Annotated in this window: 14 protein-coding genes and 1 riboswitch; of the genes, 4 read left to right on the top strand and 10 right to left on the bottom strand. The window is 61.0% G+C overall.

Going from position 1 to position 17,050, the window contains the following annotated elements:
* The 6 genes from ilvB to sgrR form a co-directional block, all read right to left on the bottom strand.
* Positions 1–1,695, bottom strand: a complete 1,695-nt coding sequence (gene ilvB, locus AC2CGQ_RS18305) for an acetolactate synthase large subunit (protein WP_082997249.1) — start codon at positions 1,693–1,695, stop codon at positions 1–3.
* A gap of 111 nt (positions 1,696–1,806) precedes the next feature.
* Positions 1,807–1,920, bottom strand: coding sequence for an ilvB operon leader peptide IvbL (gene ivbL / locus AC2CGQ_RS18310; RefSeq protein WP_154747116.1), 114 nt, complete (start codon positions 1,918–1,920; stop codon positions 1,807–1,809).
* Positions 1,921–2,008: 88 nt separating this feature from the next.
* Complete coding sequence (gene thiQ / locus AC2CGQ_RS18315; protein ID WP_082997250.1) at positions 2,009–2,713, bottom strand: thiamine ABC transporter ATP-binding protein ThiQ; 705 nt, start codon at positions 2,711–2,713, stop codon at positions 2,009–2,011.
* Positions 2,700–4,307, bottom strand: a complete 1,608-nt coding sequence (gene thiP / locus AC2CGQ_RS18320; protein ID WP_350982476.1) for a thiamine/thiamine pyrophosphate ABC transporter permease ThiP — start codon at positions 4,305–4,307, stop codon at positions 2,700–2,702. The genes thiQ and thiP overlap by 14 nt, the downstream gene beginning before the upstream one ends.
* Positions 4,283–5,269 carry a thiamine ABC transporter substrate binding subunit gene (gene thiB / locus AC2CGQ_RS18325; protein ID WP_261237294.1) on the bottom strand — a complete coding sequence of 329 codons (987 nt, stop codon included), beginning with the start codon at positions 5,267–5,269 and terminating at the stop codon, positions 4,283–4,285. The genes thiP and thiB overlap by 25 nt, the downstream gene beginning before the upstream one ends.
* Positions 5,270–5,326: 57 nt before the next feature.
* Positions 5,327–5,445, bottom strand: a riboswitch (TPP riboswitch).
* Between the two features lie 37 nt (positions 5,446–5,482).
* Positions 5,483–7,144, bottom strand: coding sequence for an HTH-type transcriptional regulator SgrR (sgrR, locus tag AC2CGQ_RS18330; RefSeq protein ID WP_484593809.1), 1,662 nt, complete (start codon positions 7,142–7,144; stop codon positions 5,483–5,485).
* 90 nt (positions 7,145–7,234) lie between these two features.
* Here sgrR and sgrT point away from each other — a divergent pair, with 90 nt between their 5' ends.
* The 3 genes from sgrT (at position 7,235) to AC2CGQ_RS18345 (ending at position 10,376) form a co-directional block, all read left to right on the top strand.
* Positions 7,235–7,408, top strand: a complete 174-nt coding sequence (gene sgrT / locus AC2CGQ_RS18335) for a glucose uptake inhibitor SgrT (RefSeq protein WP_004932838.1) — start codon at positions 7,235–7,237, stop codon at positions 7,406–7,408.
* Between the two features lie 154 nt (positions 7,409–7,562).
* A complete protein-coding gene (locus tag AC2CGQ_RS18340; RefSeq protein ID WP_033631778.1) occupies positions 7,563–8,759 on the top strand; it encodes an MFS transporter in 1,197 nt (398 codons plus the stop codon).
* Positions 8,760–8,903: 144 nt separating this feature from the next.
* Entirely contained in the window at positions 8,904–10,376 is a 1,473-nt protein-coding gene (locus tag AC2CGQ_RS18345; RefSeq protein ID WP_033631779.1) for a DASS family sodium-coupled anion symporter, read from the top strand.
* Between the two features lie 37 nt (positions 10,377–10,413).
* Here the strand turns inward: AC2CGQ_RS18345 and leuD are convergent, their stop codons facing one another.
* Genes leuD through leuA form a run of 4 tightly spaced genes read right to left on the bottom strand, consistent with a single transcriptional unit; the run spans position 10,414 to position 15,096 of the window.
* On the bottom strand, positions 10,414–11,016 hold the full coding sequence (leuD, locus tag AC2CGQ_RS18350) for a 3-isopropylmalate dehydratase small subunit (RefSeq protein WP_484593810.1): 603 nt from the start codon (positions 11,014–11,016) through the stop codon (positions 10,414–10,416).
* A gap of 9 nt (positions 11,017–11,025) precedes the next feature.
* Positions 11,026–12,426: a 3-isopropylmalate dehydratase large subunit gene (leuC, locus tag AC2CGQ_RS18355; protein WP_048326158.1), complete on the bottom strand. Its 1,401-nt coding sequence runs from the start codon at positions 12,424–12,426 to the stop codon at positions 11,026–11,028.
* A gap of 1 nt (position 12,427) precedes the next feature.
* Positions 12,428–13,519: a 3-isopropylmalate dehydrogenase gene (gene leuB / locus AC2CGQ_RS18360; RefSeq protein ID WP_484593811.1), complete on the bottom strand. Its 1,092-nt coding sequence runs from the start codon at positions 13,517–13,519 to the stop codon at positions 12,428–12,430.
* A 2-nt stretch (positions 13,520–13,521) separates the two neighbouring features.
* Positions 13,522–15,096: a 2-isopropylmalate synthase gene (gene leuA / locus AC2CGQ_RS18365; protein WP_004932820.1), complete on the bottom strand. Its 1,575-nt coding sequence runs from the start codon at positions 15,094–15,096 to the stop codon at positions 13,522–13,524.
* Positions 15,097–15,969: 873 nt separating this feature from the next.
* Between leuA and leuO the strand changes: the two genes are divergently transcribed.
* Positions 15,970–16,917: a transcriptional regulator LeuO gene (gene leuO, locus AC2CGQ_RS18370; RefSeq protein WP_484593812.1), complete on the top strand. Its 948-nt coding sequence runs from the start codon at positions 15,970–15,972 to the stop codon at positions 16,915–16,917.
* Positions 16,918–17,050: the final 133 nt, after the last annotated feature.

Raw genomic sequence — 17,050 nt, forward strand, 5'->3', positions numbered from 1 at the left:
TTATTCTCCAATCATGTCGATGTTGGCGGCGCCCGGCGGCACCATCGGGAATACTTTTTCGTTGATATCGATCAGCGCGTGGATCAGGCAGGGACCCGGGCGTTGGATCGCCTCGGCCAGCGCCGCCTGCGGATCTTCCGCGGCGTTCAGATCGCAGGTATCCAACCCGAATCCGGCGGCGATCTTCAGGAAGTCGGTGCGCTTCGGATAGGCGGCGGCGAAGATGCGCTGTTGGTAGAACAGGGTTTGCTGCTGGTGCACCAGCCCCAGCGCCTGGTTGTTCATCAAAATGATTTTCACGTCCAGATCGTGCTCGACCGCGGTGGCCATTTCCTGAATGTTCATCATCAGGCTGCCGTCGCCGGAGAAGCACAGCACTTTGCGCTCGGGCTCCGCCAGCGCCGCGCCGATCGCCGCCGGCAGACCGAAGCCCATGGTGCCCAGACCGCCCGACGTCAGCCACTGGCGCGGCCGGCTCAGCGGATAGGCTTGCGCCACCCACATCTGATGCTGGCCTACGTCGGTGGTGATGATGGCGCTGTCGTCCACACAGCGCGCGGCGGCCAGCACCAGGCCGTAATGGCTCAGCGGATCGTCGGCGTTCGGCATGTTGAACGGGAATTCGCGCTTCAGGTCATTGACGGTGTTCAGCCATGCGCTGCGCGGCTGCGTGTCGATCTGCGGCAGCAGCTGGCGCAGCACCTGGCCGACGTCGGCATGGATCGCCACGTTGGCCTGTTTGACCTTGCCCAGCTCGGCGCGGTCGATATCCACATGAATGATGGCGGCGTTAGGGCAGAACTGCTCGGTTTTGCCGATCGCCCGATCGTCGAAGCGCGCGCCCAGCACGATCAGCAGATCGGCTTCCTGCAGAATGAAGTTGGTGCTGCGCGCCGCGTGCATGCCCAGCATGCCCAGCGACAGCGGGTGTTCCACCGGCATCGCGCCCAGCGCCATCAGCGTCATGGTGGTGGGCAGACCGGCGCGTTCGGCCAGTTCCACCGCTTGCCGGTGGGCGTCGGCGCAGATGATGCCGCCGCCCAGGTAGAGGATCGGGCGTTTCGCCTGATTGATCATCGCGGCCGCTTGCGAAACCAGCGCCGGATCGAAGCTTGGAGCGGCGTCCGGCACGGCGATCGGCGGCAGCTCTTCCAGCGTGATGGTGGCGGTTTGCACGTCTTTCGGCACATCGATCCAGACCGGGCCGGGGCGGCCGGACTCGGCGATACGGAAGGCGTCGCCAATCACCTGCGGCAGTTCACGGATATCGCGCACCAGATGGTTGTGCTTGGTGATCGGGATGGAAATGCCGTAGGTATCCACTTCCTGGAAGGCGTCGGTGCCGATCATCGAGGAGGGCACCTGACCGGTGATGCACACCAGCGGAATGGAGTCGAGCTTGGCGTCGGCGATGGCGGTGACCAGGTTGGTGGCGCCCGGCCCGCTGGAGGCGATGCACACCGCCGCCTTGCCGTTGGCGCGCGCCATGCCTTGCGCCATAAAGCCCGCGCCCTGTTCGTGGCGCGCTAGCACGTGGTGAATGCGGGTGCTTTGGCTCAGCGCGTCATACAGCGGCAGCGCGGCGCCGCCGGGAATGCCGGCGACGGTGGTGATGCCCTGACGCTCCAGCAGATGAACGATCAATTGTGCGCCGGTGAAGCTGGTGCCCGGTTGAGGCGTGCCCGAAGTTGCCATGTTCCTGTCCTTTCTCAAGGCCGGTGAGCTTTGCTGGGCAGGGTGCTAAAACAAGAAACCCCGCCCGGTTTGCGCCGGCGGGGTTTGGGAATCGATGCGTTGATTCGGACCCTACGGCGCATTGCCGACGACCACCACCACACGCACGACGACCACCGCGGCTGGTAGCGCGGTAACTAGTAGGGTCGAAGTCAGCGAGGATGCGATCACAGGGAACCTTATCATCAGTAAAAAAAGTCAGGTTTTTATAAAAACACAGGCGCAAAATTCGCACAACAGGTTTATTGGCGCAGCATAAAAAACGCGCGTCAGATCACGCTTTGCCCGAAATGCCCAGCACGCGCGCTTCGGGCGCGCTGCCGTCCAGCAGGGCCTGCGTCGGGCCATCGTAATAGATGCGGCCGTCGACCACCAGCAGCGTGCGCGGCGCGATGCGTGCGGCGTCGTCGAGGTTGTGCGACACCATCAGCAGCGTCAGGTTGCGCTGTTCGCATACCGTCTGCAGCAGTTGCAACATCTCGTTGCGCAGCGCCGGATCGAGCGCCGAGAAGGGTTCGTCGAGCAGCAGGATCGGCCGTTGGCGAATCAAACAGCGCGCCAGCGCGGCGCGCTGACGCTGGCCGCCGGAAAGTTGCGACGGCAGGCGCTCCAGATGCTCTTCCAGACCGACCTGACGGGCGATGTGCGCCCGCTGTTGGCGCTGCTGTTCAGTCAAGCGCAGTCCGGGATCCAACCCCAGCCCGATGTTCTGCGCCACCGTCAGATGCGCGAACAGGTTGTTTTCCTGAAACAGCATCGACACCGGCCGCTTGGCCGGCGGCGTGGCGGTATGGTCTTCGCCGTTCAGCAGCAGCCGGCCGCTGGCCGCCGGCAGAAAACCGGCGATCAGGCTCAGCAAGGTGCTTTTACCGGCGCCGCTGGGGCCGAGCACCGCGACGCGCTCGCCCGGCTGGATGCGCAGATCAAAGCGCATCGGCAGGTGGTCATACAGGTAGGTCAGTTTTTCAAGCGTCAGCATGGCGGCCCGGTAAGCGTTCAATCAGGGTAAACAACAGGAAGCACAGCAGCAGCAACAGCAGCGCGGTCACCGCCCCGTCGTTGCTGCGGTAGGCGCCAATCTGCTGATACAGGTAAAAAGGCAGGGTACGGAAATGCTCGTTGCCAAACAAGGCGACCACGCCGAAGTCGCCGATCGACAGCACGCAGGCGAAGGCCAGCGCCTGTGCCAGCGGGCGGCGCAGGGCGCGCAGCTCAATCAGCCGCAGCCGTCGCCAGCCGCGGATATCCAGCGACAGGCACAGCGGGTTGTAACGTTCGGCGAGGTCGCGCATCGGGTTCTCCAATACCTTCAGCGCATAGGGCACCGCCATCAGCGCATTGGTGAGGATCACCAGCGCATAGGGCGACTGCGGCAACCCCACGGTATCGCTCAGCAGCAGGAAGAAGCCGGTGGCCAGCACGATGCCCGGCATCGCCAGGATCACCATGCCGCTGAGCTCCAGCGCCTGGCCGCCGCGCAGCTGTTGCCGCAGTTTTAGCTCACGGCTGCTCCACAGCAGCATCATCGTGAGCGCCACGCACAGCAGCCCTGCGCCGAGGGCGATGCGCAGCGACGTGAACAGCGCCTGCCACAGCACCGGCTGGCGCAGCACGCTGACCATGGCCTGGTTGGCGCCATCGGCGATCACCGCCAGCAGAGGCGGCAGCAACAGCAACAGCGCGGCGGCGATCAGCAGAAAATCGCCGACGCGTCGCCACAGGCTGTCATCCGGATTGCGCCAGCGCTGGGCGTGGGTATGCCCCACCGGCAATGCCTGGCTCAGGCGCTGACTGATCAACACCAGCCCGAGACAACAGCCCAGCTGGATCAGCGCCAGCATGGCGGCACGCCCCAGATCGTAGTCGTAACTCAGCGCCTGGTAGATCGCCAGTTCGATGGTGGTGGCCTGCGGCCCGCCGCCCAGCGACAGCACGGTGGCGAAGCTGGCGAAGCACAGCATGAAGATCAGTGCGCCGCTCGGCAGGATTTGGCGGCGCAGCGCCGGCCATTCGACGAAGCGGAACTGCTGCCAGCCGTTCATGCCCAATTGGGCGGCCAACTGGCGCTGCTCCACCGGAATGTTCTCCAGTGCCTGCAGCAACAGGCGGGTGGCCAGCGGCAGGTTAAAGAACAGGTGCGCCAGCAGAATGCCCTGCAGACCGTAGGGCGAGAAACCATACTCGACGCCCAGCCAGCCGCACAGCGTCGCCAGCCAGCCCTGGCGCCCATAGACGCTGAGCAGGCCGAACACCGCCACCAGCACCGGCAGCACCAGCGTCATGGCGCACAGCCGCAGCAACAACTGCCGGCCGGGGAAACGGCGGCGATAGAGCGCGCGCGCCAGCAGAATGGCGGGCAGCACCGAAATCAGCGCCGACAGCAGCGCCTGCAGGAAGGTGAAACGCACCACGTGCCACAGATAGCTGTCCTGCCACAGGCTGCGCCAGTCGCTGTCCGGCGCGTGACGCCACAGCGAACCCAGCGCCAGCGCGGCGACGAGCAGGATCAGGCCGGCGGCCAGCAGCCCCGGCCAGAGCCAGCGGGGGATCAGCGGCTGACGGCGGTTTGCCATGCCCGGATCCAGCCGCCGCGTTGTGTGGCCACCTCTTCGGCGCTGTATTGCAGCGCGGTCTGCGGCACGTTCATCTGCTCAAAACCGACGGGCAGCGGGGTGTTGATCACCGGGTACATCCAGTTGCCGGTCGGGATAGTGTTCTGGAATGCCGGCGTCACCATGAACCGCATGAAACGCTCGGCCAGTTCAGGCTGTTTGGTGGCTTTCAGCTTGCCGGCCACTTCCACCTGCAGGTAGTGGCCTTCGCTGAACGTGGCGGCGGCGTAAAGGTCTTTTTTTTCTTCGATCAGGTGGTAGGCGGGAGAGGTGGTATAGCTGAGCACCAGATCGCCTTCGCCTTTCAGGAACAGGCCGTAGGCTTCGCTCCAGCCTTTGGTGACGGTCACGGTCTTTTTCGCCAACTGCTGCCAGGCGGCCGGCGCCTTGTCGCCATACACTTTTTGCATCCACAGCAGCAGGCCGAGCCCCGGCGTGCTGGTGCGCGGATCTTCGTAGATCACTTTCCAGTTGCGGTCGCTGCTGACCAGTTCCTGCAGGCTTTTCGGCGGGTTCTTCAGTTTTTCTTTGTTGTAGACGAAGGCGAAGTACCCGTAGTCGTAAGGCACGAAGGTCGCGTCCTGCCAGCCGCCCGGCACCGTCAGCCTGGCGGTATCGACGCCGCTCGGCGCGAACAGGCCAGTTTGCTGCGCCGCCTGCAACAGGTTGTTGTCCAGCCCCAGCACCACATCGGCGGCGCTGTTCTTGCCCTCCATGCGCAGGCGGTTCAGCAGCGAAACGCCGTCTTCCAGCGCCACGAACTTCAGTTCACAGTCGCATTCGGCCTCGAAGGTTTTTTTCACCGCCGGGCCTGGGCCCCAGTCGGCGGCGAAGGAATCGTAGGTGTAAACCGTCAGCGTCGGCTTGGCGAACGCCGGCGCGGCGCACAGCAGCAATAAGCAGGGCAGATATTTTTTGACCACGTTGCACTCCTGAAAAATAAGGGGGCAAGGGCATCTGAGGGGGCGAGGCGGCGTCGCCGGTTCGCTGGGCTCAAATCCCTCCGCCGGTATTGACCGGATCAGGTTCGACGGGTGTGCTCTCAGCGGAAAATCAGGCTTATTACGCGGCCCGGTTCTCCGCACCCCGTTGAGACGGCGCTATTGTAAAGATTAACCGACTTGGGCGAAAGGCGCTTATGTCTCCGGCGGGGCAAACCAGGCGGACTTGAAGTCGAACCAGCCGAGGGTGTTCATCCGCACGCCGCGCATGCTGCGCTGGCCGTGCAGCTGCAGCCAGTGGTGGAACAGCGGATGCAGCTGGTGGTTGCTGACCAGTCGCTGGCAGAACTCCGCCAGCGGCAGGCGGTTGGCGCGCCACAGCGCCGCGTCCTGCGCCAGATCTTCGTTCATACAATGCTGCATCAGCGGCAGTTCGTACAGCGTGGCGAACAGCGAAAACTCCAGCGGCAGATAGAAGTTGGCGCTGCCAAGCCACAGATCGCTGCGCGCGTCGCCCTGGTGCCAGGTGGCGTAATCCACGCTTTGCACGATCAGGCGGATGCCGTGCTGCGCCAGCAGCGGCTCGATCGCCTGACGGATGGCGTGAAACTCCGAATGCTCATTGAAGTGGGTCATCGTCAGTTCGGTCAGCCCCGCCGGTTTGGGCTGCTGCGCCAGCGCGCGGTTGTGGTGCCAACGGGGCAGCAGGCCGTACGCCGGCGACCAGTAGCGCTGGTAGAGCGGCCCGGCGTGGCTCAGCAGCAAAATGGGGTTGATCAATTCGCACAGCCAGCTGCGAATGGCGGGATCGGCGGCCAGCGGGGAGCGCCGGTCGAACAGCAGGAAATAGCAGCCCTCTTCCAGCCGGCTTTCCAGTTCGTTGTTGCCGGTTTCATCGCCCTGCAGCTGTACGCCGGAATGCACCAGTTCTTCGGAGAACTCCGGCAGCACCCAGATATTCACCTCGTCGATCAGCGCCCGGTAGCCAAAATAGTCGTCGAAGGCGTGGATCTTCATCTGGCTGGGGAGATTGCGCACTACGCGATAGGGGCCGGTGCCGATCGGATGGCGGGCGAAATCCGGCAGTTCGCGCCATTCGCGCGGCAGGATCATGGCGTGCACGCTGCCCAGCAGCCAGGGCAGCCAGTGGTCGGGGCTGCGCAGATGCACATCAATCACGAATGGCGTCGGCGAGGTGACGCTCTCGATATGCGAGAACAGCGGTTGCGAGGTCAGACGCGAGAGAGAAGTAATGACGTCCGCCATCTCCAGCTCGCGGCCGTGATGAAAATGGATCGCCGGGCGCAGGTAAAAACGCCAGTGCAGTGGCGTCAACGCCTGCCAATGGTGAGACAGATCGGACTCCAGTTCCCCGTTTTCCTCATTTATGCGTGTCAGGCCGTTGAAGATCTGGCGCGCCAGATGGGTTTCCGAACGCCGCAGCGCCGAGCCGGGCAGCAGGTTGTACAACTGCCGGTAGTAGAGCACCCGCAGGATGTGTTTCCCCTGGCGGAAGCTACGCCCCAGCTGCGACAGCAGCATCTGGCGCACCACGTTTTTGTCGCCCACCAGTTGCACCAGTTGATCGATGCGATCCTGTTCCAGCAGCTCCTCGGCCCGCTGTTGCTGCAGCGCCAGGCCGGTGTAGTGGAAGGTTAGCCGCGAACGCTTGCCGCGCCCCGACTCCGCCTGCCAGGTGAGCCAGCCTTCCCGCTGCATGGCGCTCAGCAGGGAGCGCACGTGGCGCCGCGAGCAGCTGAGCACCTCCGCCAGATCCTGCAGCGTGGTGTCGGTGGTTTCACCGTGGCAGCGCTGCCACAGGCGGATGAACTGCTGCTGCAATCTGGACGTGGACATAAAAGAGGAACGCTCCCGCTTCAACTCGTCAATTTTTCTTTCCCTATATTACGCCGATAATTTTCATCAATGAAAGGGGAGGGCGTAATCATGAAAGCTTTCTTATCCAGGCAGTTCTATCAGCGCTATTTCAGCGCGGTGCGCCGCCAGCGAGCCGACTGGCTGAGCGTGGTGCCCGAACAGGCGCGGCTGGCGATGCTGGCGCACCTGACGCAATGGGACATTAAAGAGATGACCGATAAGCAGTATCGCGAGCACCTGTAGGGGCTGCGGCAACAAGTTTCTGAGTAATGGTGCTGTTTCACCAGCCAGTGGGGCGACCCACTGGTTTTTTTATGCGCGGTCATGGCGATGCGCTTGCATTTTTCTCGCCGTGGCCTAAGGTTCTTTCTTCTGCTTTGAGGTCAGGGAAGACGATATGCAACGCCTGAGCCGGTTGTCACTGCGTATTAACCCCATCTTTGCCGCATTCCTGCTGATCGCTTTTCTCTCCGGCATCGCCGGCGCGTTGCTGACGCCGACGCTCAGTCTGTTTCTGACCACCGAGGTCAAAGTGCGGCCGCTGTGGGTAGGGCTGTTTTACACCGCCAACGCCGTGGCCGGCATCGTGGTCAGTTTTCTGCTCGCCAAGCGCTCCGATACCCGCGGCGATCGGCGCAGGCTGATCCTGCTGTGCTGCCTGATGGCGGTCGGCAACTGCCTGCTGTTCGCCTTTAACCGCGACTACCTGACGCTGATCACCGCCGGGGTGCTGATGTCCGCCGTTGCCAACACCGCCATGCCGCAGATTTTCGCGTTGGCGCGGGAATACGCCGACAGCGAGGCGCGTGAGGTGGTGATGTTCAGCTCGGTGATGCGCGCCCAGCTTTCGCTGGCGTGGGTGATCGGCCCGCCGCTGTCGTTTGCGCTGGCGCTAAACTATGGGTTCACCGTGATGTTCCTGATCGCCGCCGCCACCTTCGCGGTTTGCGTGCTGCTGGTAGGGGTTATGCTGCCTTCGGTGCCGCGTGCGGCAGAGAATGGGGAGCTGCAGGGCGGGATGTCTGCGCCGATCGCGCCCGCCAGCGCCTGGCGCAATCGCGATGTGCGGCTGCTGTTCATCGCTTCGATGCTGATGTGGACCTGCAATACCTTGTATATCATCGATATGCCGCTGTATATCACCGCCGATCTCGGGCTGCCGGAAGGGCTGGCCGGGGTGCTGATGGGCACCGCCGCCGGGTTGGAAATCCCGGCAATGCTGCTGGCCGGTTATTACGTCAAACGCTTCGGCAAACGCAACATGATGCTGCTGGCGGTGGCGGCGGGCGTGCTGTTTTATCTCGGGCTGACGGTGTTGGCGGCCAAGCCGGCCCTGATCGCGCTGCAGCTGCTCAACGCGGTGTTTATCGGCATCGTCGCCGGTATCGGCATGCTCTATTTTCAGGATTTGATGCCGGGCCGGCCGGGCGCCGCCACCACGCTGTTCACCAACAGCATCTCTACCGGGGTGATCCTGGCCGGGGTGCTGCAGGGCGCGCTGGTGGAGAATTTCGGTCATGGTTCGGTGTATTGGATGGCGGCGCTGTTGGCGCTGGCGGCGCTCGGGATGAGCGCCAAAGTGCGTGAAGTGTGAGGTTAAACGACGGCATTCTTGATGCAAGTCATTGAGAAGGCTAAGCCGGGCGCTCAAGCTGAAGGCATATGGCGCGCGATCGTTGCGCCCACGCCCGTCTCGCTATTGAGATGCCGCCCTGTCGTTTAGAACAGTGGGAACGTTATGGATAAACTCACACCGCTCAAACCGCTTCCTTCCCTGTGCGCCCTTGGCGCCACGCTGATTATCTGGTTCCTCATTCCCGTGCCGGAGGGCGTTGCGCCCAATGCCTGGCAGCTGCTGGCGCTGTTTATCGGCACCATCATCGCCATCATCGGCAAGGCGATGCCGATCGGTGCGGTCTCGGTGATCGCCATCGCTCTGGTGGCGGTGACCGGCGTCACCAACCCCGGCAAGCCGGGCGCCGCGCTGGACGACGCGCTCAGCGGCTTTTCCAACCAACTGATCTGGCTGATCGGCTTTTCTATCATGATCTCCCTCAGCCTGAACAAAACCGGGCTGGGCGCGCGCATCGGCTACTACTTTATTTCGCTGTTCGGCAAGAAGACGCTGGGCATCGCCTACGCGCTGACGCTGGCGGAAACCACGCTGGCGCCGGTGACGCCGAGCAATACCGCGCGCGGCGGCGGCATCATTCACCCGATCATGAAGTCGATCGCCGACAGCTTCGGCTCCAAACCCGAGCTCAATACCTCCGGCAAGATTGGCCGCTACCTGTCGCTGGTGAACTACAACATCAACCCGGTCACCTCGGCGATGTTTATCACCGCCACCGCGCCTAACCCGCTGATCGTCAGCCTGATCGCCAAAGGCACCCACGGCAGCTTCGAGCTGTCCTGGTCGATGTGGGCGGTCGCCGCCCTGGTACCGGGGCTGTGCTCGTTGATCGTGATGCCGCTGGTCATCTACCTGCTGTATCCGCCTGAGGTGAAAAGTACCCCGGACGCGCCGCGCTTCGCGCGCGAAAAGCTGCAGGCGCTGGGGCCGGTGACGCTGCCGGAGAAAATTACTCTCGGGGTATTTGCGCTGCTGCTGGTGCTGTGGGCCGGCATTCCGGCGATGATCTTCGGCCCGTCGCTGGCGGTCAATCCCACCACCGCGGCGCTGATCGGCCTGGCAGTGCTGTTGGCCACCGGGGTGCTGAGCTGGGAGGACGTGCTGAAACATAAAGGCGCCTGGGACACCGTGGTGTGGTTCTCGGCGCTGGTGATGATGGCCAGCTTCCTCGGCAAGCTGGGGCTGATCGGCTGGCTGTCGCAAACCGTCGGCAACGGCATCGACCGTATGGGCATGAGCTGGGTGGGCGGCACGATCTTGCTGACTCTTATCTATTTGTATTCACACTATTTCTTCGCCAGCACCACCGCGCACGTGACGGCGATGTTCGCCGCCTTCTTCGCTGCCGGCATCGCGCTTGGCGCGCCACCGGCGCTGCTGGGCCTGATCCTGGCGTTCTCTTCTTCGCTGATGATGTCGCTGACCCATTATGGCACCGGCACCGCGCCAATCGTCTTTGGCTCCGGCTACGTGACGCTGGGGGAATGGTGGAAAGCGGGGTGGGTGATGAGCGTGGTTAACCTGCTGATTTGGATGCTGATCGGCGGGGCGTGGTGGAAGCTGCTGGGCTACTGGTGAGGAAAAAATTCACCCGCCGGGCGGCGGGTGAAGGGGATTAATTCAGAAACGCCGGCTGCTGCGCTTCGTAGCGGGAGATGTCCGCTTCGTGCTGCAGCGTCAGGCCGATGCTGTCCAGCCCGTTGATCATGCAGTGGCGGCGGAAACTGTCTATTTCGAACGGATAGCTTTTGCCGCCGGCGTTGACCGTCTGGTTCTCCAGATCCACCACGAACTCCGTCCCTTCGTTGGCGTCCACCAGCTTGAACAGCTCATCCACCTGCTGCTCGCTCAGCGTCACCGGCAACAGCTGGTTGTTGAACGAGTTGCCGTAGAAGATATCGGCAAAGCTCGGCGCAATCACCACTTTGAACCCGTAGTCGGTCAGCGCCCAGGGGGCGTGTTCGCGCGAGGAGCCGCAGCCGAAGTTTTCGCGCGCCAACAGGATGCTGGCGCCTTTATAGCGCGGTTTGTTCAGCACGAACGCCGGGTTCGGTTGCAGGCCGGCGTCGTCGAGGAAGCGCCAGTCGTTGAACAGGTGCTGGCCGAAACCGGTGCGGGTCACCTTCTGTAAAAACTGCTTGGGAATAATGGCGTCGGTGTCGACGTTGGCCGCATCCAAAGGCACCACTAAGCCGGTATGTTGAGTAAATTTAGCCACGTTAGCCCCTTAGTGAATATCACGGATGTCAGCGAAGTGACCGGCGACGGCGGCCGCGGCGGCCATTGCCGGGCTGACCAGGTGGGTGCGCCCACCGCGGCCCTGGCGCCCTTCGAAGTTACGGTTGCTGGTGGACGCGCAGCGCTCGCCCGGATTCAGACGGTCGTTGTTCATCGCCAGGCACATCGAGCAACCCGGCAAGCGCCATTCGAAACCGGCTTCAATAAAGATTTTGTCCAACCCTTCGGCTTCCGCCTGGGCCTTCACCGGGCCGGAGCCCGGCACCACGATGGCCTGCACGCCGTTGGCGACCTTGCGCCCCTTGGCGATCGCCGCCGCCGCGCGCAGATCTTCGATGCGCGAGTTGGTGCAGGAACCGATGAACACCTTGTCGATCGGCACTTCGGTCAATTTGATACCCGGCTTCAAATCCATGTAGGCCAGCGCTTTTTCGGCGGAGGCGCGCTCAACCGGATCGCTGAACGATTCCGGCGCCGGGATCGCCTGATTGACGGCGATCACCTGGCCAGGGTTGGTGCCCCAGGTGACCTGCGGCGCGATCTCTTCGGCGCGCAGCGTCACCACGGTATCGAACTGGGCGTCGGCGTCGGACTTCAGCGTGCGCCAGTAAGCGACCGCCTGCTCCCAGTTTTCGCCGGTCGGTGCGAACTGACGCCCCTTCAGGTAGGCGAAGGTGGTGTCGTCCGGCGCGACCAACCCGGCTTTGGCGCCCATTTCGATCGCCATGTTGCACAGGGTCATACGCCCTTCCATGCTCAATGCCTCGATCGCCTTGCCGCAGAACTCCACCACGTGGCCGGTGCCGCCTGCGCTGCCGGTTTTGCCGATCACCGCCAGCACGATGTCTTTGGCGGTAATGCCCTCGGCGGCGTCGCCGGTGACTTCAATCTTCATGGTTTTGGCCCGGCCCTGTTTCAGGGTCTGGGTCGCCAGCACGTGTTCCACTTCGGAGGTGCCGATGCCGAACGCCAATGAGCCGAAAGCGCCGTGGGTGGCGGTGTGTGAGTCGCCGCAGACGATGGTCATGCCCGGCAGCGTCATGCCTTGCTCAGGCCCAATTACGTGCACGATGCCCTGGAACGGGTGATTCAGGTCATACAGCGAAACGCCGAATTCCGCGCAGTTCTTGATCAGCTCCTGCATCTGGATGCGCGCCATTTCGCCGCTGGCGTTGATGTCTTTGGTCTGGGTCGACACGTTGTGATCCATGGTGGCGAAGGTTTTGCCGGGTTGGCGCACCTTACGGCCCATGGCGCGCAGGCCGTCGAACGCCTGCGGCGAGGTGACTTCGTGCACCAGGTGACGGTCGATATACAGCAACGGCGTTTCGTTCGGCGCTTCGTGCACCACGTGGGCGTCGTACAGCTTCTGGTATAAGGTCTTGGCCATGTTATGCCCCCTGAGCTACAAAGCGGGCGATGATGTCGCCCATTTCATCGGTGCTGACGGCTTTGCCGTCACCGGCCAGATCGGCGGTGCGGTAGCCCTGTTCCAACGCCTGGTTGATGGCGCGCTCCACGGCGGCGGCCGCTTCATCGGCGCCCAGGCTGTAACGCAGTAGCAGGGTGGCGGACAGGATCTGTGCAATCGGGTTGGCGATGCCTTTGCCGGCGATATCCGGCGCGGAACCGCCCGCCGGTTCGTACAGGCCGAAGCCTTGCTCATTCAGGCTGGCGGACGGCAGCATGCCCATCGAACCGGTGATCATCGCGCACTCGTCGGACAGGATGTCGCCGAACAGATTGGAGCACAGCAGCACGTCGAACTGGGACGGATCCTTGATCAACTGCATGGTGGCGTTGTCGATATACATGTGCGACAGCGACACGTCCGGGTAATCCCTGGCGACCTGATTGACCACTTCACGCCACAGGATGGAGCTTTGCAGCACGTTGGCCTTGTCGATCGACGTCACCTTGTGGCGGCGCTTGCGGGCGGATTCGAAGGCGATGCGCGCGATGCGTTCAATCTCGAAACGGTGATACACCTCGGTATCGAAGGCGCGTTCCTGCATGCCCTGGCCTTCGCGGCCTTTCGGCTGGCCGAAGTAGATGCCGCCGGTCAATTCGCGCACGCACAGAATGTCGAAGCCGCGGGCGGCGATGTCGGCGCGCAGCGGGCAGAACGCCTCCAACCCTTGATACAGGCGCGCCGGGCGCAGGTTGCTGAACAGTTTGAAGTGCTTGCGCAGCGGCAACAGCGCGCCGCGTTCCGGCTGCTCGGCCGGCGGCAGATGTTCCCATTTCGGGCCGCCCACCGATCCGAACAGGATGGCGTCGGCCTGCTCGCAGCCGGCGACGGTCGCCGCCGGCAGCGGGCTGCCGTGGCGATCGATGGCGATGCCGCCGACGTCGTATTCGGCGGTGGTGATGCGAATGTCAAAGCGTTGACGCACCGCGTCCAACACTTTGCGCGCCTGAGCCATTACTTCCGGGCCGATGCCGTCTCCGGGCAAGACGGCAATGTGATAAGTCTTCGTCATGTTCACACCGTTTCCTGATTATTTTGATGTTTGTTTTGCTGCAGGCGCTGCTTTTCTTTTTCTACCTGCTGTGAGCGCCAAATATTGTTCAACACGTGCACCATCGCCTTGGCGGAGGATTCGACGATATCGGTCGCCAGACCCACGCCGTGGAAGCGGCGGCCGTTGTAAGAGACCACGATATCCACCTGGCCCAGCGCGTCGCGGCCATGGCCCTTGGCGGTCAATTGGTACTTCACCAGCTCGATCGGGTAGTCGGTGATGCGATTGATCGCCTGATAAACCGCATCGACCGGGCCGTTGCCGGTGGCGGCTTCGGCTTTCTCTTCGCCGCCGCAGATCAGTTTCACCGAGGCGGTGGCCATGATGCTGCTGCCGGATTGCACGCTGAAGTAACCCAGGCTGAAGTGCTCCGGCTCTTCCTGCTGTTTGTTGATGAAGGCCAGCGCCTCCAGATCGTAGTCGAACACCTGGCCCTTTTTGTCGGCCAGCTTCAGGAAGGCGGCGTACAGGGTATCCAGGTTGTAATCCTGCTCCTGGTAGCCCATCTCTTCCATGCGGTGTTTCACCGCCGCGCGGCCGGAGCGGGAGGTCAGGTTTAACTGCACGTCTTTCAGGCCGATCGACTGCGGGGTCATGATTTCGTAGTTTTCGCGGTTCTTCAGCACGCCGTCCTGGTGAATGCCAGAGGAGTGGGCGAAGGCGTTGGAGCCGACGATCGCCTTGTTGGCCGGGATCGGCATGTTGCACAGCTGGCTGACGATCTGGCTGGTGCGGAAGATTTCCTGGTGGTTGATGTTGGTGTGCACGTTCATGATGTCCTGGCGCACTTTAATCGCCATGATCACTTCCTCCAGCGAACAGTTGCCGGCGCGTTCACCAATGCCGTTCAGGGTGCCTTCCACCTGGCGGGCTCCGGCTTGCACTGCGGCGATGGAGTTGCCGACCGCCATGCCCAAATCGTCGTGGCAGTGCACGGAGATGATGGCTTTGTCGATGTTCGGCACGCGGTCATACAGGGTAGTGATGATGCCGCCGAACTGGTTCGGGGTGGTGTAGCCGACGGTGTCCGGGATATTGATGGTGGTGGCGCCGGCGTTGATGGCGGCTTCGACCACGCGACACAGATTGTCGATCGGCGTGCGGCCGGCGTCTTCACAGGAGAACTCCACGTCGTCGGTGTAGTTGCGGGCGCGTTTTACCGATCGTACCGCCATCTCCAGCACTTCGTCGAACGAGCGCTTCAGCTTCGATTCGATGTGCAGGGTTGAGGTGGCCAGGAATACGTGGATGCGGAACGCTTCGGCGACGCGCAGCGCTTCGGCGGCCACGTCGATGTCTTTGTCCACGCAGCGGGCCAGGCCACAGACGCGGCTGTTCTTGATCTGGCGCGCGATGGTTTGCACCGACTCGAAGTCGCCCGGCGAAGAGACCGGGAAGCCGACTTCCATCACGTCAACGCCCATTCTTTCCAGCGCCAGCGCAATCTGAATCTTCTCTTTTACGCTCAGGCTGGCCTGCAGCGCCTGCTCGCCATCACGCAGCGTGGTATCGAAAATAATGACTTGTTGGCTCATCGGTGCATTCCTTATCGTGTTGATTTCACGCTAAGCGGGCAAAAAAAAACCCGCGCAGTAGCGCGGGTTTCTTATGGGTGATCGGCTGAGTCAGCTCCGAACGTCGTCCACAGGCATACCGCGCAAACAAGATGCGTTGAGTAGTAGGCCTAGTAGACGGTGAGTACGGATCATAAGGGTTCAGCTTCTCTTAAATTGGGTGTCTGCCTAATTTGATACGTGATTGGCCTGGCGATGTCAACACCTGATTGAATGCGGGGACAATGCATCAGCTCATTAGCTAAACAGAGGATCATTCGGCAAAAAAACGACGCCTTAGAGAAAAAAATGGGGCCAGTTTGCGTGCTGCTTAGCATAAACGAATCGAATATATACTGCGCTAATTGCTTCTGGATTTCGTTGCGTTAAGATTTGTGATGAAAAAAACAAGGGGATTAATCACGGGGAGCAATAAAATAACATTTTCAATGCAAATGGTTTAAATTGAACTCATATGAATAATTGATTGTTTTAGTCATAATATAACAAAATAATGCGTTTTTATACAAAGTGAGCGGTGTTTTTAGATGGTTTGATTGCTTATGATGTGTTTTTATAGTTTGTCTCATACAGTGCGGCGACGTTGTTCAATTGTATTAATCATTATTGATACCTAATTATTAGTACTACCCAGGTGGCATTCTTCTCGCTGACGGGGAAAGCTGCTGACATGTATTCCATATACGACTTATATCGTGTCGATAACACGAGGTTTTTTATCGGTTGATGACGGTAATGGCAGGATTTGTCGTGCAAAGATAAGACAATGCGGCGTTTCATTGTTTGTCGAGCATAAGGATTAGATTATCTACACAGGATTTAGTGGAGTGAAATATGGCTGAATATGATTCAGAAATCGCCATGGTCAAAGAACCGGCGGACATCCATTTGCGCAGCGTCGATCTTAATTTACTGACGGTGTTTGACGCCGTGATGCAAATGCAAAATATTACGCGAGCCGCTAATTCGTTAGGGATGTCGCAGCCGGCGGTGAGCAACGCGGTAGCGCGCCTGAAGGTGATGTTCAACGACGAACTGTTCGTGCGCTGCGGCCGCGGGATCCAGCCCACCATGCGGGCCAGGCAGCTGTTCGGGCCGGTGCGGCAAGCGCTGCAGCTGGTGCAGAATGAGTTGCCGGGATCTGAGTTTGAGCCGCTGACCAGCACGCGAGCGTTCTCCCTGTCGCTGTGCAGCCCGCTCGATTTGCGTCTGGGCGCCGGGATAATCAATCACGTCAAACAGATAGCGCCGCAGCTTAACCTGCAAATAAAGTCATACATTAACAATAATATTGAACGTCAATTGCGTTATCAGGACGTGGAGTTTGTCATCGGCTACAGCCGTTTCGAGTCGGCGGAGTTTCGCAGCCTGGCGATGTTCGACGACGAATTAGTGCTGGCGGTTGCGCAGGCGCACCCGAGAATAGGCGAGGAGGTGACGCCGGAGCATATGCTGGCCGAGCAGCATGCTGCGGTTTCCCTGGAAAGCTTTGGATCGTTCAGTAAACCTTTTTATTTAGACGAGCCGATGCTGCGCGCCGTGACGCAGCAGTGCACGGATCTTTACAGCGTGTTGAATATGGTGTCGCAAACGGAAATGGTAGCGATTGCGCCCGCCTGGTTGGTGCGACAGCAGACGGAGGCGTTGAAAATAAAGGCGGTTCCTTTATGTGGCAACGATAATAAAGCCACCTGCTACCTCTCCTGGCATGAATCCTCAGAGCGGGATAAAGGCCACCAGTGGATGAAATCTGTCCTGATTGAGGCGGGTAACCAAAAGTAAAGCGATAAAGATGGGAACCATATTAAGATAATATTCAACTGAGCGTTTTTTTCTCATGATAAAAACTAAGAACTATCTGTGTTTTTATTAAGATGTTTCTTGGTTTTGCGGCGATAGAATAACTTATTCTCAG

Source organism: Serratia sp. DFXYC6 (assembly GCF_057196085.1).

Coding starts and splice junctions, on each gene's coding strand:
- ilvB (WP_082997249.1), bottom strand. CDS start 1,695: ATGGCAACTTCGGGCACGCCTCAACCGGGCACCAGCTTCACCGGCGCA.
- ivbL (WP_154747116.1), bottom strand. CDS start 1,920: ATGATAAGGTTCCCTGTGATCGCATCCTCGCTGACTTCGACCCTACTA.
- thiQ (WP_082997250.1), bottom strand. CDS start 2,713: ATGCTGACGCTTGAAAAACTGACCTACCTGTATGACCACCTGCCGATG.
- thiP (WP_350982476.1), bottom strand. CDS start 4,307: ATGGCAAACCGCCGTCAGCCGCTGATCCCCCGCTGGCTCTGGCCGGGG.
- sgrR (WP_484593809.1), bottom strand. CDS start 7,144: ATGTCCACGTCCAGATTGCAGCAGCAGTTCATCCGCCTGTGGCAGCGC.
- sgrT (WP_004932838.1), top strand. CDS start 7,235: ATGAAAGCTTTCTTATCCAGGCAGTTCTATCAGCGCTATTTCAGCGCG.
- AC2CGQ_RS18340 (WP_033631778.1), top strand. CDS start 7,563: ATGCAACGCCTGAGCCGGTTGTCACTGCGTATTAACCCCATCTTTGCC.
- AC2CGQ_RS18345 (WP_033631779.1), top strand. CDS start 8,904: ATGGATAAACTCACACCGCTCAAACCGCTTCCTTCCCTGTGCGCCCTT.
- leuC (WP_048326158.1), bottom strand. CDS start 12,426: ATGGCCAAGACCTTATACCAGAAGCTGTACGACGCCCACGTGGTGCAC.
- leuB (WP_484593811.1), bottom strand. CDS start 13,519: ATGACGAAGACTTATCACATTGCCGTCTTGCCCGGAGACGGCATCGGC.
- leuA (WP_004932820.1), bottom strand. CDS start 15,096: ATGAGCCAACAAGTCATTATTTTCGATACCACGCTGCGTGATGGCGAG.
- leuO (WP_484593812.1), top strand. CDS start 15,970: ATGGCTGAATATGATTCAGAAATCGCCATGGTCAAAGAACCGGCGGAC.